Origin of the sequence: endosymbiont of Riftia pachyptila (vent Ph05), from assembly GCF_000224455.1 — a bacterium.
GTDB classification, from domain to species: domain Bacteria; phylum Pseudomonadota; class Gammaproteobacteria; order Chromatiales; family Chromatiaceae; genus Endoriftia; species Endoriftia persephonae.
Map to the genome: position 1 here is coordinate 1 of NZ_AFOC01000087.1, position 15,828 is coordinate 15,828.

General features: G+C 59.4%; 12 protein-coding genes and 2 pseudogenes. 4 read left to right on the top strand and 10 right to left on the bottom strand.

Annotation, left to right across the window (positions count from 1 at the left end; genetic code table 11):
* The 3 genes and pseudogenes from RIFP1SYM_RS12745 to rnr all read right to left on the bottom strand — a co-directional run.
* Positions 1-253, bottom strand: a pseudogene (locus RIFP1SYM_RS12745) (hypothetical protein); the annotation flags it as partial.
* A 75-nt stretch (positions 254-328) separates the two neighbouring features.
* Positions 329-1,066: a 23S rRNA (guanosine(2251)-2'-O)-methyltransferase RlmB gene (gene rlmB, locus RIFP1SYM_RS12750; protein ID WP_005965360.1), complete on the bottom strand. Its 738-nt coding sequence runs from the start codon at positions 1,064-1,066 to the stop codon at positions 329-331.
* 9 nt (positions 1,067-1,075) lie between these two features.
* Complete coding sequence (rnr, locus tag RIFP1SYM_RS12755) at positions 1,076-3,442, bottom strand: ribonuclease R (RefSeq protein ID WP_006473919.1); 2,367 nt, start codon at positions 3,440-3,442, stop codon at positions 1,076-1,078.
* Positions 3,443-3,586: 144 nt separating this feature from the next.
* Between rnr and RIFP1SYM_RS12760 the strand changes: the two genes are divergently transcribed.
* On the top strand, positions 3,587-4,207 hold the full coding sequence (locus tag RIFP1SYM_RS12760) for a DsbA family protein (RefSeq protein ID WP_005965366.1): 621 nt from the start codon (positions 3,587-3,589) through the stop codon (positions 4,205-4,207).
* Between the two features lie 37 nt (positions 4,208-4,244).
* Positions 4,245-4,835 (top strand): class I SAM-dependent methyltransferase, encoded by a 591-nt coding sequence (locus RIFP1SYM_RS12765; protein ID WP_005965368.1) that lies wholly within the window; start codon positions 4,245-4,247, stop codon positions 4,833-4,835.
* Positions 4,836-4,941: 106 nt separating this feature from the next.
* Here RIFP1SYM_RS12765 and tcdA read toward each other — a convergent pair whose 3' ends face one another.
* Both tcdA and RIFP1SYM_RS12775 read right to left on the bottom strand, forming a co-directional pair.
* The gene (gene tcdA, locus RIFP1SYM_RS12770) at positions 4,942-5,721 is read right to left on the bottom strand and encodes a tRNA cyclic N6-threonylcarbamoyladenosine(37) synthase TcdA (protein WP_005965370.1); all 780 of its coding nucleotides are present in this window, start codon (positions 5,719-5,721) and stop codon (positions 4,942-4,944) included.
* A gap of 117 nt (positions 5,722-5,838) precedes the next feature.
* Positions 5,839-6,174 carry a hypothetical protein gene (locus tag RIFP1SYM_RS12775; RefSeq protein ID WP_006473920.1) on the bottom strand — a complete coding sequence of 112 codons (336 nt, stop codon included), beginning with the start codon at positions 6,172-6,174 and terminating at the stop codon, positions 5,839-5,841.
* Between the two features lie 170 nt (positions 6,175-6,344).
* Between RIFP1SYM_RS12775 and RIFP1SYM_RS12780 the strand changes: the two genes are divergently transcribed.
* Complete coding sequence (locus RIFP1SYM_RS12780) at positions 6,345-6,476, top strand: hypothetical protein (RefSeq protein WP_005965374.1); 132 nt, start codon at positions 6,345-6,347, stop codon at positions 6,474-6,476.
* A 252-nt stretch (positions 6,477-6,728) separates the two neighbouring features.
* Here the strand turns inward: RIFP1SYM_RS12780 and RIFP1SYM_RS18270 are convergent, their stop codons facing one another.
* From RIFP1SYM_RS18270 to glgC, 4 genes are all read right to left on the bottom strand, one after another.
* A complete protein-coding gene (locus RIFP1SYM_RS18270) occupies positions 6,729-6,902 on the bottom strand; it encodes a hypothetical protein (RefSeq protein WP_240991578.1) in 174 nt (57 codons plus the stop codon).
* Between the two features lie 114 nt (positions 6,903-7,016).
* Entirely contained in the window at positions 7,017-8,537 is a 1,521-nt protein-coding gene (gene malQ / locus RIFP1SYM_RS12785) for a 4-alpha-glucanotransferase (protein WP_005965378.1), read from the bottom strand.
* Between the two features lie 59 nt (positions 8,538-8,596).
* The gene (locus RIFP1SYM_RS12790) at positions 8,597-10,303 is read right to left on the bottom strand and encodes a glycoside hydrolase family 57 protein (RefSeq protein ID WP_039960477.1); all 1,707 of its coding nucleotides are present in this window, start codon (positions 10,301-10,303) and stop codon (positions 8,597-8,599) included.
* Positions 10,293-11,558: a glucose-1-phosphate adenylyltransferase gene (gene glgC / locus RIFP1SYM_RS12795; RefSeq protein ID WP_006473923.1), complete on the bottom strand. Its 1,266-nt coding sequence runs from the start codon at positions 11,556-11,558 to the stop codon at positions 10,293-10,295. The genes RIFP1SYM_RS12790 and glgC overlap by 11 nt, the downstream gene beginning before the upstream one ends.
* Positions 11,559-11,681: 123 nt before the next feature.
* Here glgC and glgB point away from each other — a divergent pair.
* Positions 11,682-13,860, top strand: a pseudogene (gene glgB / locus RIFP1SYM_RS12800) (1,4-alpha-glucan branching protein GlgB).
* Positions 13,861-13,949: 89 nt separating this feature from the next.
* Here glgB and pgi read toward each other — a convergent pair.
* Entirely contained in the window at positions 13,950-15,611 is a 1,662-nt protein-coding gene (gene pgi, locus RIFP1SYM_RS12805; protein ID WP_240991579.1) for a glucose-6-phosphate isomerase, read from the bottom strand.
* Between the last annotated feature and the right edge of the window lie 217 nt (positions 15,612-15,828).

A 15,828-nucleotide genomic window follows, 5' to 3' on the forward strand; every position in this document is an offset into this window, starting at 1 on the left:
GCAGCAACAACACCAGAAGCAGCGACAACACCGCTGCCAGTCGCAGAGTGACAAACAGCCTTCCCGGATCCTCGATCAGGGTCGCCAGCCATCCCAACACAAGACTGAACGGCATATAGAAGAAGGGTTGGGCAGGAACCTCATTGAACGACAACCAGCCGGCGTGTAGGGCAAGGCTCTCATCGAAGTTCAGACGCCGCGTCAGCGCGAACAGGAGGAAATTAACCAGCAGCAGCGCCGCCAGGACCAGCAATACCCCCAGCGCCCAGCGCTCGGGATTTGTATCGGGTCGCCCTCTGCTTATCGCCCCACCCTCTTGTGCAGATGGCTAGCTGCGCTGACGCAACGCCTCATAGAGGGTAATGCCGGTGGCGACGGAGACATTCAGGCTCTCTACCGCACCGAGCATCGGCAACTTAATCAGGCTGTCGCACTGCTCGCGGGTGAGGCGGCGCAGGCCCTTGCCCTCGCTGCCCATGACGATCGCCAACGGGCCTTTCAGGTCGGCCTGGTAGAGTTCTGACTCAGCCTCGCCGGCGGTGCCGATCAGCCAGACCCCCTGCTGCTGCAGCCATTTGAGAGTACGGGAGAGATTGGTGACCTGGATGAAGGGGACAGTCTCGGCGGCACCGCTGGCAACCTTGCAGGCCACCGGGGTGAGCCCCACCGACTTATCCCGCGGCGCGATCACCGCCTGCACTCCAGCCGCATCAGCGGTACGCAGGCAGGCCCCTAGGTTGTGCGGATCCTGCACCCCGTCGAGCACCAGCAAGAATGGAGGCAGATCGAGCCCGGCCAATAGTTGCTTGAGAAAAGCCTCGTCCATTACCGCCGGGGCGCGAGTGTAGGCCGCCACCCCCTGGTGGTTGCCGCCCTGGGCAAGCCGGTCGAGCTCTTCGCCCTCTACTTGGCGGGGCTTGAGCCCGGCCTGGCGGGCGAGATTCAACACCTCTTTGATACGGGCGTCGCGACGCCGCGACTCGAGCAGGATCTCGGTCACCGCATCGCCATGCTTGAGCGCGGTGCGCACCGCATGCAGGCCGATGATCAGTTGGGTTTCGGACATTGCCGCCGCTTACCCCTCTTTGCGTGGGCGCCTGCGGCGACGACGCTTCTTCTTCGCCGGCTTGGCCTCTTCCGCCGCCTGTGGCTGCGACTCTGACTCAGCCGCCGGAGCCGCCTTATCAGCGTCCTTACTTTTGCCGCGCTTGCGACTCTTTCGCTTCCTCTTCGGCGCGCCAGGCTTATCAGACCCACCCCGGGACTCCAACACAAAATCGATCTTGCGGTCGTCCAGATTGACCGCGGCCACCTGGATGCGCATCGGATCACCGAGCCGAATCACTGTGCCGGTACGCTCGCCGGTGAGGCGGTGGCCGATGGGGTCGAAGTGGTAGAAGTCGTTATCCAGGGCAGTGATATGCACCAGACCATCGATATGGACCTCCTTCAGCTCGACAAACACACCGAAGGAGTTGACCGAGGTGACTATACCGTCAAAGCACTCGCCCACCTTATCCTGCATATATTCGCATTTGAGCCAATCGTAGGCGTCACGGGTTGCCTCGTCGGCGCGCCGCTCGGTGGTCGAGCAGTGTTCGGCAATACCCTTCAACTCTGGCAGGGCGTAGTCAAACTCATCGACTTTGCCGCCCAGGGAAAGATGCTTCAGCGCCCGATGCACCAGCAGATCGGGATAGCGGCGGATCGGCGAGGTAAAATGAGTATAGGCGGGATAAGAGAGGCCGAAGTGACCGGCATTGTCGCAGGAGTAAATCGCCTGGGCCATGGAACGCAGCAGCACTGTCTGGATCAGGTGCGCATCCTCCCGACCACGTACGTTCTCCAGCAGGGTCGCGTAGTCCTTAGCGGTGGGTTTGCTGCCGCCGGGCAGGCTCAGCGCCAGCTCGCCGAGAAACTCGCGCAGGTCACTCAGCTTCTCCTCCGGCGGTACCTCGTGGACCCGATAGATCGCCGGCAGTTTCTTGCGCAGCAGCAACCGCGCCGCTGCCACATTGGCAGCCAGCATGCACTCCTCGATAATGCGGTGGGCGTCGTTGCGGATCACCGGCACGATGCGCTCCACCCGCTTCTGCGCGTTGAATTCAATCCTGGTCTCGGTGGTGTCGAACTCGATCGCGCCACGCTCGGCACGGCTCGCATGCAGCACCTGAAACAGCTGGTAGAGCTCTTGGATATGCGGCAACACATCGGCGTACTGCTCACAGAGCGCGCCGTCGCCGTCGAGCATCGCCGCCACCTTGTCGTAGGTGAGGCGGGCATGGGAGTGCATCACCGCGGGGAAAAAACGCGAGCGAATAATCTTGCCGCTGCGATCGATATAGAGCTCGCAGGCCATGCAGAGCCGGTCGACCCGGGGGTTAAGCGAGCAGAGGCCGTTGGAGAGGATCTCCGGCAACATCGGCACCACTCGGTCGGGGAAGTAGACCGAATTACCGCGCTTGCGCCCCTCCACGTCGAGTGGGGTATCGATCGCTACATAGTGGGAAACATCGGCGATGCAGACTAGCAGCCTCCACCCCTTGGGCTTGGCCTCGCAGTAGACCGCATCGTCGAAATCCCGCGCGTCGGCACCGTCGATGGTGACCAGCGGCAATTGACGCAGATCGACCCGGTCCGCCTTGTCGGCTTCCGCCACCTGCTCGCTGAGACCGGCGATCTGCTGCTCCACCGATTCCGGCCAGGCCACCGGGATCTCATGGCTACGAATCGCGATATCGGTCTCCATGCCCGGCCCCATGTGGTCGCCCACCACCTCGGTGATACGACCGATCGGTGGGGTGCGGCGGGTCGGCTGATCGAGGATCTCCACCACCACCATCTGCCCCTGTTTGGCCTCGCCGATCTCGCTGCGCGGGATCACGATATCCTTGCTCAGGCGCTTGTTGTCGGGGGCGACGATACCGACGCCGGCCTCACAGTGGAGCCGGCCCACCACCGAATGGGTGCTACGTTCCAGCACCTCCACCACCGCACCCTCGGTGCGGCCGCGGCGATCGACACCGATCACCCGCACCACCGCACGATCGCCGTGGAACAGAGTGCGCATCTCCTTGAAGGAGAGATAGAGATCCTCGCCACCCTCGTCGGGCTTGAGGAAACCGAAACCATCTGGGTGGCCGATTACCCGTCCGGCGATCAGATCGCGTTTGTTAACCACGCAATATTGGTCGCGGCGGTTACACAGCAGCTGGCCATCGCGCAACATCGCCTTCAGCCGCCGCCGTAGGGCCTCGACCTGACCCTCGTCGGTCAGCTCCAGCACCCCGGCGATCTCCAGATGCTCCATCGGCGCCCCCTGCTCGTTCAGCGTCTCGATGATGAACTCTCGGCTGGGGATCGGGTTTTCGTACTTGCGCGCCTCGCGTGCCTGATTGGGGTCTTGCGTGCGGGAGGTGGTTTTGGATCTGCGTTTCGCCACGGTTACTGGGCTCTTGAAGTTATAATAAAGATTAATTTTAACAGGTATCAAGGAGTTAACCTAAGTGTAATATCAATGGATTGAGAGTACCGACCACGCCAGCACCAGAACTACCCCCTGCATAACCCCAACAAACAGCCTGCCATGACCACCCTCTTCTACATCCACGACCCGATGTGCTCCTGGTGCTGGGCGTTCGCTCCGGTACTCGACAAACTACAACGACAGCTGCCAGCCGAGATCCGGTTTATCCGGCTGCTGGGCGGTCTGGCCCCCGACAACCCTGCCCCGATGGCAGCAGAGATGCGCGAGCAGCTGCAGGCGACCTGGCGGCGTATCGAGCAGAAGTTGCCGGAGATCCGCTTCAACTTTGACTTCTGGAGCCGTTGTGAGCCACGCCGCTCCACCTACCCGGCCTGCCGTGCAGTGATCGCCGCCCGAAGTCTGAATGATTCAAAAGAACAGGCGATGATCCGCACGATCCAACAGGCCTACTATCAGCAGGCAAGAAACCCTTCGGACGCAGCCACCCTGATTGAACTGGCCGGAGAGATTGGCCTTGACCCTGCCCGCTTCAAAGTCGCCCTCAACGACTCCGCCATCAACACCATCCTCAAGCAGGAGATAACCCAAGCCCTGGCGATGCACGCCACCAGCTTCCCCGCCCTGGTGCTGGAGCTGGACGGAGGCTTCTGGCCGGTACCGGTGGACTACCACTCGGCGGAGCCAATACTTGAAACCATCACAATGATCTGCAGTGAATGATTGACTCATCAACAAAACAGGACAAAACTCCCCCGCCATGCTCGATCAAGACACACTCAACCGTTACCGCCAGGACATCATATTCGATGCGGAGCTATGCGGACACCGCTTCACCTTCCACACCACCTGGGGCATCTTCTCGCCGCGGGAGATCGACGAGGGCACGCGACTGCTGCTCGATCATCTCGAGATTGCAGCCGACGACGACTGCCTCGATATCGGCTGTGGCTATGGTCCGATCGGCCTCACCCTGGGGGCGCTGGCGCCAGCGGGCCAGACCCTGATGGTGGACAAGGACTTCATGGCGGTGGAGTACGCCAACGCCAATGCCGCCCGCAACCGGATCGGCAACGCCCGGGCCCAGCTGAGCAACGGCTTCGCCCATATCGATCCGGCACTGCGCTTCGACCTGATCGCCTCCAACATCCCCGCCAAGGTGGGCAAGGAGATGCTGAGTCTGATACTGCATGACGCCTGGGCACGACTGAACCCCGGCGGACGACTCTATCTGGTCACCATCAACGGCCTGCGCCAATACATGAAACGCAACCTGAATGAGGTCTTCGGCAACTACAAGAAGCTGAAACAGGGCAAGAGCTACACCGTGGCGCTGGCACACAAAGAGTAATCATGAGCGATCAACCCGATAGAGCTGAGTTGACCGCCAGCAGGCGCTGCCTACACGATCACCTGGCCGATACTATCGTCACCCGCTGGGCATGCGGTAGAACGGCTCAGTCAGCAGCAGCTAGCCGGTTCAACACATGCGACGCAGCCACTAAACCGAAGCTAGCAGTGACCGTCATCGCCGAGCCAAAACCTCCGCAATTGAGGCTGGAACCCCCCGCCCCCGGCTTGCTGGCACAGACCCCACCACTGCCATCTGGGTAGCACTGCGGCTCGTCGGAGTAGACCGCCGCCACACCGAAACGCCGCTTGGTATTTGACGAAAAACCATACTCCCTGCGCAGCAGTTTACGGGTCTTGGCAAGCAGCGGATCCTGCTCGGTGCGACTCAGATCGACTAGGCGGATGCGGGTCGGGTCGACCTGGCCTCCAGCACCGCCCACCGTAACCAGCGGCACTTTTTTTCGTCGGCAGACAGCGATTAGCGCCGCTTTGGTGCGGAAGTTGTCGATGCAGTCGACCACATAGTCGAAGCCGGCATCGCTCACCAACTGCAGATTCTCCGCCTCGACAAACACCTCCACCGCTTCAACCCGGCAGGCAGGGTTAATCCCCAACATCCGCTCACGCATCACCGCCACCTTGGCGCGGCCGTAGTTGCCGTCTAGAGCCGGCAACTGCCGGTTGGTGTTGGACTCCGCCACATGGTCAAGATCGAACAGAGTAATCGCACCCACTGCACTGCGCACCAGGGCCTCTGCCACCCAGGAACCAACCCCACCGATGCCGATCACACAGATGCGGGAATCAACAAAACGCGCCAGTCCGGCTTCGCCATAGAGTCGCGCAATACCGCCAAAACGACGCTGGAAATCACTGTCAGTCACAAGATTATCGGAAGCCCTTAAATGCAGTCGGCTCGATCTGCCAGGAACAAATCAGCAGCGATCGGAAGGAAGAAAAAAGTGCCGGCAATGATTGCCGACACTGTCGGAGAATATCGCCTACTTCTTTGACTTGTCGCTCTTTTTCTTGCCATCTTTGCTCGTCTTGGCTTTGCCAGATGTAGACGGATGCTTGGCCTTGCTAGCCTTTTCCCCGCTGGAACTGCTACCAGTGACCTTTTTTGATTTTCCAGGCTTGGCGCGACAATAGGCATCTACTTTTTTACCGCTTTTGGTTTTGTAACTCTTGACCCAGCTGCAGGCGGCATTCGCCGAGCATTTGGACTGACTCAGCCCCTTACAGCTTGAGGCCATTGCTGCTGAATGGAATAACGCCAGCGCCACTACCAGAGTGGCAACAGCAAAACCTTTCAGATGTGAGCTCATCTTTTTCATCCTTATTTTCCTTTTGGTTAGTCCATAAACATCATTCACCATCACTCACGCGACAACCATTCTATTGCATCAGGGGGATGGTGAATGCTCTTCTCGAGCCGGTAACATATATTTACAGAGAACGAATGAAAAGATGTGCTGCGCATCGCGCCTGCCTGGAGGTATAACGCATGTTTTCCACACTGATCGCGCTCTCCCTGCTGATCATGTTGGGCTTAGGGGTAGCCGCCCTGTTCCTGGCTGGCAGCTCTACAAAGTCATCATCCATGGAGGATCCGGCCCGGCCGGAGGAGGATGAATGAGCATTCAAGAAGATTGAGAAATATCAATGACGACACTCCACCCCCCATGGTCGAATGGCCCCAAGCTGGTTGAGGGGAATTGAAGCAGTATCACCTCGGCCAGCTTATCTCCTCCATCCTCCTTTGGTATAAACCGCTTCGACAGACCTTGTCGAAGCGGATTTTTTTTGCCTTTCTCCCAATCCTGATCTGGCTAAATGCGTCCTCGCACCGCCCTCAGACGAAATACCCGAACTGGTCGGATGACTCCGGTTAGTCCAACTCCATCGATTCGTTCCGCTCACGCAGGTGATGCTCATACAGAGCCAGATAGGTCTTGCGCAGGAGCTGCTGATAGGAGGATCGCGGTGGCGTCAGCCGCTCGACCATCCTCTGAAAGTAACTCAGCTGCTCCTGGGGTGGAATATGATACGAATAGCTGAACATAATCTTGCCCTCCTCTGACTTTAAATCTAGAGCCATCGACAAGATCACTACAGGTGACTACACGCAGAGTTTTGTAGGAACTATCTGAATAATCGATCAGAAACAGCGACAGTCTTACAGGTCGACCTGTCGCCCAAACATCACCACCCGCCGACGGACCCGCTCAGCAAGATCACTCTCCACCTGATCCCAGCTAAAACGCCAGTTCCAATTGCCCTCGGTGGTGCCCGGGGTATTCATGCGGCATTCCGAGCCCAGCCCCAGCAGGTCCTGCATCGGCACCACCGCCAGGCTGGCGCAGGAGATAAATGCACAGCGGATCAAAGGCCAGGGCATCGCCTCTCTCGAGCGCCCCATGTATTCATCGATATATTCACGCAAGCCATCATCCAGACTGCGATACCATCCCAGGGTGGTGTCATTATCGTGGGTACCAGTGTAGACCACCGAATCGACCGTATGGTTGAACGGCAGGTAGGGGTTATCCGCATCCCCAGAGAAGGCAAACTGCAGAATCTTCATGCCCGGCAGATGGTAGTGACGCCGTAGGGCATCCACCTCGGGGGTGATGATGCCAAGATCCTCCGCCACCAACTCAAGATCCGGAAACGCCCTGTAGAGGGCGGCAAACAGCCTCTCCCCAGGCGCCTGGACCCAGCGCCCGTTGACCGCCGTCTGCTCCACTGCCGGGATCTCCCAGTAGGCCTCAAAACCACGAAAATGGTCGATGCGCACCAGATCGAAGAGCATCATCTGGGTTCGCATCCGCTCGATCCAGAAGGCAAACCCGTCAGCCTCCAGCATATCCCAGCGGTAGAGCGGATTGCCCCAGCGCTGGCCTGTCTCGGAGAAATAGTCCGGCGGCACCCCGGCAACCACTCGCAGTTGACCGTCCGGCAGCAGATCGAAGAGGGAACGGTGGGTCCAGACCTCGGCGCTGTCATGGGCGACAAAGATCGGTACATCGCCAAACAATTTTACACCACGCTCATTGGCGTACCGCTTGAGCCGCCCCCACTGGCTGAAAAAGAGATACTGCTCGAAGCGGATAAAGCTGATCTGATCGGCCAGCCGAGCACGGGCTTGGGCCAATGCCAACGGATCCCGGTCGCGCAGGGGCGGCAACCACTCCCACCAGGCGCCGCCCTGCTCGGCACGCAGCGCCTGAAACAGGGCATAGTCATCCAGCCAACCGCTCTGTTCAGCGAGGAACTGCTCAAGTTCCGAACGTGCCTCGTCGCTGGCTCGCTCCTTAAACCCCTCCCAGCCCAGACTGAGGGCAAATGAGCGTCCTTTATCAGAGAGGACCCCCTCCTCCAATGGCAGCTCATCGAGCCAGCCCGCCTGTAGAACCGGCTCCAGGCTGATCAGTCGCGGATTGCCCGCATGCATCGAGATACCCTGGTAAGGGGAGCCGTCCCCGTGAGTCGGGTTGACCGGCAACATCTGCCAGACGCTAACTCCGGCGGCGGCGAGAAAATCAACAAAATTGTAGGCATTGCTGCCCAGCGCACCCACACAGGCCGGTCCTGGCAGCGAGGTGATATGCAGCAGAACGCCGGCGCGACGGCGCCCCAGGATAGGGTCAGCAACTCTGCGCCCGAGGAGTTCTATTTCATCTATCGGCAAATCCATGCTAAATCCAGGTTGGGTTCAGTCACTGCCGAAGGCAGGGCGGGCACAACATAACGCTATCAATCACTCTTTTTCATCACCCCGCCCAGCGCCGGATCACCGCTGCCAGAGGCAAACACCTGGGAGAGATAATCAGGCTCCGCTTCACCCAGCAGCTCATAGAGGTGGGCGAGCTGACGCCTAAAGAGCTTCTCAAAATCGCTCACGGTATCGCCCGGGTTGTAGTCACCAAACCACCAGAACCAGTCCGATCCCTCGCAGATCGCCAACTGTCGCTCCAGCTCCGCCAGCTCATCCTGCGCGAAACTGCCTGCCGTGATCACCCGATCGTAGGCACGCTTGGCATCCGCCAGCATCTCCCAGGCGCGGTTTTTATCCTTATCACCAATCCAGGTGGAGAAGGTGCCGTAGACCCAACTCCCCGCCACCAGGCTGGAGAGCCGCGGAGAGGCATCTCGATGTTCGCTCAAATAGTCCGAAAAGGTGGTCATTCTCAAACGCGGATGCGCTGCCAAACGCTCGTAGAGGGTGGCGAGGAAGTAGCTGCCATTGCTGGGATAATATTCCCAAGCATTCTCCCCGTCCATGATGATCGAGACCAGCGCCGAGGGATTCCCCCGGCAGGAGTCGGCAATATTTTCCAGGTGGCCAATCAGATCCCCCACCGCATCATCGGCATGCCAGTCACCATAGGTAAACCCGATCAGGTCGGAGAGTCCGTCGTCACGAAAAAACAGATTCACCGAACCATCGTGAATCCGGTAGGCGGAGTGGACCCAGTTATCCGGCAGCTGATCGCCCTTACCGGCAGCACAGAGGCTATTGTGCAACACCTGCTGGCCGGTGGCCGCCCAGCGAAACCCCTCTTCTTCCAAAAGCTTCAAGGTCGGTTCACTCACCGCTCCCTCGGATGGCCAGCAACCGTTTGGACGAAAACCGAAGTGAGATTCAAATACCTCGACCCCCTTGCGGATATGCCAGCGGGCACGGGCCTCACCTCCGGGATAGTCTGCCAACTGCGGCATCTCCACCTTCGGCAGGGCCTCCTTGGCAGAGTCCATCTCCACCAGCAGCGGCATGATCGGATGGGCATAAGGGGTGACCGAGAGCTCAACCCGCCCCGACTTGGCAAGCTTGCGGTAGCGTTCGGCGATTCCGCCCAGCACCTCGCTGATCAGTTCCACCAGTGCGCGCCGGTCGGCCACACTGTAACCGTGCCCCTTGGCCTGCAGCGAACGCACCCGAATATCTGGATCCCGCAGACACTCACCGATCCAGGCCAGATGGTACCAGATCAGCAGATCGGCCAGAAACTGGTCGTTGAGGTAGCTAACGTACTGATCATCCTCAAGCATCCGGCGTGCCAGTTCAGCGAGCCGTTCGAACGGCTTGTGGCGTTTGATGAGGTGCCTCTCATTGGCCCGCAGGCAGGCGGAGATCAGCTCTGTGCGCGACTCCAGATCGAGCGGCAGGCCGGGGCCGGCCAGCGCCGCCAGTAGCGGATCGCGGATCAGGGTGCCCTTTTCGAGCCAGTCACGGGTCTGCCCGGCATAGTCGTCGATCTGCTCCAGCAGCACCGGCGCAAAGTTGACCACCGCCCGGGCATCCGGATTGTACTCCAGATGCGCCGCCATGTCGGAGTAGTCTTTGATGCCATGCAGATAGACCCAGGGCAGATGGTAGTCGCTTTGCTCCGGCCCTTTGTAGTAGGGCTGGTGCATGTGCCAACAGAGAACAACATTGAGGCGTTCTCTCTCAGCGGACATAGCGCAGAACCTGCCCAAGCATATCCGGCGTTACCAGCACCACCCCACCTTCGGAGACGTAAAAACGCTCGGCATCCGCGACCGGATCTTCACCGATGATGGTACCTTCGGGAATCTCGCAGCCCCGGTCGATAACCGCATTGCGGATGCGGCAGTTACGACCGATATTGACGTCGGGCAGGATCACCGACTTCTCCACCTCGGTGAAGGAGTTGATTCGAACATTGGAGAACAGCAGAGAGTTCTTCACCTGAGAACCGGAGATGACACACCCGCCAGAGACCAGAGAGTCCACTGCCATGCCGCGGCGCTCCTCGTCATCGAAGACAAACTTGGCCGGTGGCAGCTGTTCCTGATAGGTCCAGATCGGCCAAGTATGATCATAGAGGTTCAGCGGCGGCGTCACCCCGGTCAGCTCCAGATTTGACGCCCAGAAGGAGTCGATGGTGCCCACATCGCGCCAGTAGCCCTGCTCTCCGCTCTCCACATCGCGGAACGGATAGGCGCGGATGCGGTACTCTTTGATCACCTTGGGGATGATGTCCTTGCCAAAATCCCGCGAGGAACCCGCGGTGTCAGCATCCTTGATCAGCTGTTCGTAGAGGAATTTGGTGTTGAAGACGTAGATGCCCATGGAGGCCAGCGCCGTACTGTCACGCCCGGGCATTGGCTTGGGATGTTCCGGCTTCTCCTGAAACTCGAGGATGCGGCTCTCCGCATCCACCGCCATCACGCCGAACGCCTTGGCCGTCTCCAGATCGACCTCGATACAGCCGACGGTCAAATCCGCACCCGACTCCACATGCTCGGCAATCATCGCACCATAGTCCATCTTATAGATGTGATCGCCGGCCAGGATTAGTACGTAATCGGGGTTGTGTGAGCGCAGGATATCGAGATTCTGATAAACCGCGTCAGCAGTCCCCTCATACCAGTTGTTCTCGATCCGCTGCTGCGCCGGCAGCAGCTCCACATACTCGCCGAACTCGCCACGCAGAAACCCCCAGCCACGCTGGACGTGCAAAATCAGTGAATGCGCCTTGTATTGGGTCAGCACACAAATTTGGCGAATACCGGAGTTGATACAGTTGGAGAGCGGGAAGTCGATGATGCGAAATTTGCCACCGAAGGGGACAGCAGGTTTGGAACGCCATTTCGTCAGATGCTTAAGCCTGGAACCGCGCCCTCCGGCAAGGATCAGGGCGAGGGTGTTGCGCGTCAGGCGACTAACAAAACGTGGATTCTGGTCGGACATTAGACTTCCCTCCATGACCGGGTACTCTGCACAGCGAAATATCAACAAGGCGTCGTATTGGCATGGCGGTATGGTACCATCATGCACCCTTTCAAGCGTACCGGAAAAGGCGGAATTTCTTCCATGACACAAGTGATCAAGGCCACTGTTGCTGAACCCCTGCAACGTATTATCGAGGCGCGTCACCACGACCCTTTTGAGGTGCTTGGGCGACATCTCACAGGCAAAAAAGTCGAGGTCACCGTGTTTCTGCCTCGCGCCAGGAAGGTGACCCTGAGTGACATTGATGAGCCCCTGGAAAGAATCGAAGGCACCGACCTGTTTCGCGGCAAATTCAAGGCCACCAAACTCCCCGAACGCTACCAGCTCGAATGGTTCGATGAACAGGGCGCACGCCATCAGCAATACGACCCCTACTGCTTTACCCCACAGCTGCCGGACTTCGACCTGCATCTGTTCGGCGAGGGACGCCACCGCCACGCCTACCGCTTCCTGGGCGCCCATCCGTGGCAGGCGGACGGCATCGACGGCGTGCTCTTCTCCGTCTGGGCCCCCATCGCGCAACGGGTCTCGGTGGTCGGCGACTTCAACCAGTGGGACGGGCGCACCCATTCGATGCGGGTACGCGGCAGCACTGGTATCTGGGAGCTGTTCATCCCCGGCATCGGCAGTGGCCACTTCTACAAGTTCGAGATCCGCACCCACTCCGGAGAGATCAGCCTGCGCAGCGACCCCTACGGCAACGCCTTCCAGCTGCGACCGGAGAGCGCAGGCATCATCTGCGCTGAAACCTATCAGTGGCAGGACCAGGGCTGGCTGGAATCACGCCGCAGCTTCGACTGGCAACACCAGCCGATGTCGGTCTATGAGGTCCATCTCGGCTCCTGGCAGCGCGATGAAAACGGCGATTTCCTCAACTATCGGGAGCTGGCCCATCGCCTCTGCGACTACGTTCAACAGACTGGCTTCACCCACATCGAGCTGCTGCCGATCACCGAGCACCCGCTGGATGCCTCCTGGGGCTACCAGACCACCGGCTACTTCGCCCCCACCAGCCGCTTCGGCAGCCCCGACGACTTCCGCTACTTCGTTGACCATCTGCACCAGCACGGCATTGGCGTGATCCTCGACTGGGTGCCAGCCCACTTCCCGCGGGATCGTCACGCACTGGCGCGCTTCGACGGTTCGGCGCTCTACGAGCATGAAGACCCACGTCAGGGTGAGCATCAGGACTGGGGCACCCTGATCTTTAATTTTGGCCGCAACGAGGTACGCAACTTCCTCATCTCCAGCGCCGTCTACTGGCTGGAAGAGTTCCACATCGACGGGCTGCGAGTCGATGCGGTGGCCTCCATGCTCTACCTCGACTACTCACGCGAAGCAGGCGACTGGATCCCCAACAAACATGGCGGCCGGGAGAACCTGGAGGCAGTCGATTTCCTGCACGAACTCAACAGTGTCACCCATGAACTCCACCCCGGCAGCCTGATGATCGCCGAAGAGTCCACCGCCTGGCCGCAAGTGTCACGCCCTACCTGGCTCGGTGGGCTCGGTTCAGCATGAAGTGGAACATGGGCTGGATGCAGACAGCCTCTCCTACATGTCGAAGGATCCGGTCTACCGCCACTACCACCACGACCTGCTCACCTTCGGCCTGCTCTACAGCTTCACCGAGAACTTCATGCTGCCCTTCTCCCACGACGAGGTGGTGCACGGCAAGGGCTCGATGATCAACAAGATGCCGGGGGATGAGTGGCGTCGCTTTGCCAGCCTGCGCCAGCTCTACACCTACATGTTCACCTACCCCGGTAAGAAGCTGCTCTTCATGGGCAACGAGTTCGGCCAGATCAACGAATGGAATGAGGCCAGCAGTCTCGACTGGGTGCTCACCGACACCCACTTCCACGGCGGGCTGCGTCAGCTGGTGGGCGATCTCAACCGACTCTACCGGGAACAGCCTGCGCTACATCAACTCGACTTCGAGTCGAGCGGATTTGAGTGGATCGACTGCCACGACAGCTCCCAGTCGGTACTCAGCTATCTGCGCAAGGGCACGGATGGCAGCCAGCTCGTGGTGATCCTCAACTTCACCCCGGTGCCACGGGAGAACTACCGCATCGGCCTGCCGCAAGCCGGCAGCTACCGCGAGATCCTCAATTCAGACTCCAAATTCTACGCCGGCAGCAACCTCGGCAACGACGGGCAGATTCAGGCGGAACAACTACCCTGGATGAACCAGCCCCACTCCACAGTGCTGCGGCTGCCACCGCTCGGGGCCATTGTGCTGAAGCCGGAAGGTTAAGAAGCCTCTGAACGAATCGTAGACACCACGCCTGCGCAGCGCTTGGTCAGGGCTCTCGCGGCGAGGCGCCGCCACCCCCTTCGCAAGATCTAATCAGACTTGCGGCTGCGTGGGCGGTGGCGCCGGAAATAGTCGACCAGGCCACGGGTGGAGCTATCGTGCTCGGCATTGACACCCTCATCCAGCAGCTCGTTGAGGATCACCCCGGCCAGCTGTTTGCCCAGTTCCACGCCCCACTGGTCAAAGGAGTTGACCCGCCAAATCACCCCCTGCACAAAGATCTTGTGCTCATAGAGGGCGACCAGCGAACCCAGCCGCTGCGGCGTGATCTTGTCGATCAGCAGGGTGTTGCTGGGCCGGTTGCCGGGAAAGATCTTGTGCGGCAGCAGATCGACGATCTGTTCTGCCTCCATACCGCTTGCCTCAAGCTCCTCGCGTACCTCGCTGCGGGTCTTGCCACGCATCAGCGCCTCTGTCTGTGCCAAGCAGTTGGCGATCAGCTTCTGGTGGTGATCACCCGACTCATTATGGCTGTTGACCGGAGCGATGAAGTCACAGGGGATCATCTGCGTGCCCTGGTGGATCAGCTGATAGAAGGCGTGTTGACCATCGGTGCCGGCAGTACCCCAGACTACCGCCCCGGTGGGGTAACCCACCGGCCGACCAAAGCGGGTGACCCGCTTGCCGTTGCTCTCCATATCAGCCTGCTGCAGATAGTCAGGCAGATAGCGCAAATACTGATCATAGGGAAGAATCGCCTGGGTTCTGGCCTTGGCGAAGTCGTTGTACCAGACCCCAAGCAGCGCCATCACCACCGGCATATTCTCCGACAGATCGGCATTCAAGAAGTGTTCGTCCATCTCGTGGGCGCCATCGAGCAGCTCATAGAAGCGCTGCATGCCGATGGCGATGGCGATCGGCAGCCCGATCGCCGACCAGAGTGAGTAACGGCCACCCACCCAGTCCCAGAACTCGAACATATTTGCGGTATCGATACCAAACTCGGCAACCTTCGCGGCATTGGTCGAGACCGCCACAAAGTGACTGGCCACCGCCCGCTCATCAGCCAGCGATTCGAGCAGCCAGCTGCGGGCGGTAAAGGCGTTGGTTAGGGTCTCCTGGGTGGTGAAGGTCTTGGAAGCAACGATGAACAGGGTGGTCTCCGGGTCGAGCCACTTCAGCGTCTCGATCAGGTGCGTCGCATCCACATTGGAGACAAAATGGACACGCAGGTCGGGGCGCTGATAGTGCTTCAGCGCCTCACACACCATCAGCGGCCCGAGATTGGAGCCACCGATACCGATGTTCACCACATCGGTGATTTCGCGCCCGGTGAAGCCTTTCCAGCTCCCCGAACGGACCGATTCGGAGAAGACCTCCATCTTCTCCAACACCGCATTGACCTGTGGCATCACATCCTCGCCATCGGCCCAGATCGGCCTGTTGCTGCGATTACGCAGCGCCACATGCAACACTGCCCGGTCTTCGGTGTTATTCAGGCGGTCACCTGAAAACATGCGTCGGCGCCAGCCGTCCACATCGACCCGTCGCGCCAGATCGAGTAACAATTGCATGCTCTTGGGCGTAATGCGGTTTTTCGAGTAATCGAGCAGGATCCCGCAGCTGCGCAACAAAAACTGCTCGGAACGCTCCGGGTGTTCGGCAAACAGATCCCGCATCTGAATCGGTGCAATCTCTTCCCAATGCTCCTGCAGAGCAGCCCACTCCTCGGTGTGATTTGTTTCAGTCATGATCCGGATTATTGCTTGTTGTGAGTCTACTACGGATTCTGGTGTGGCATCCGCCAGCGGAGCGCTGATCATTTCAGTGGCAGCACAGCCTGTGATGCGGGAGATAAACCAGAAATTCTCCAACGATTTTAGTTGTTCACAAATGGTAAAGAAGAAGCCTCCAGCTATTCAAGCAACCAGAGGAAAATAATCGAGGTTTTTTGCTGTCATCCCTGCA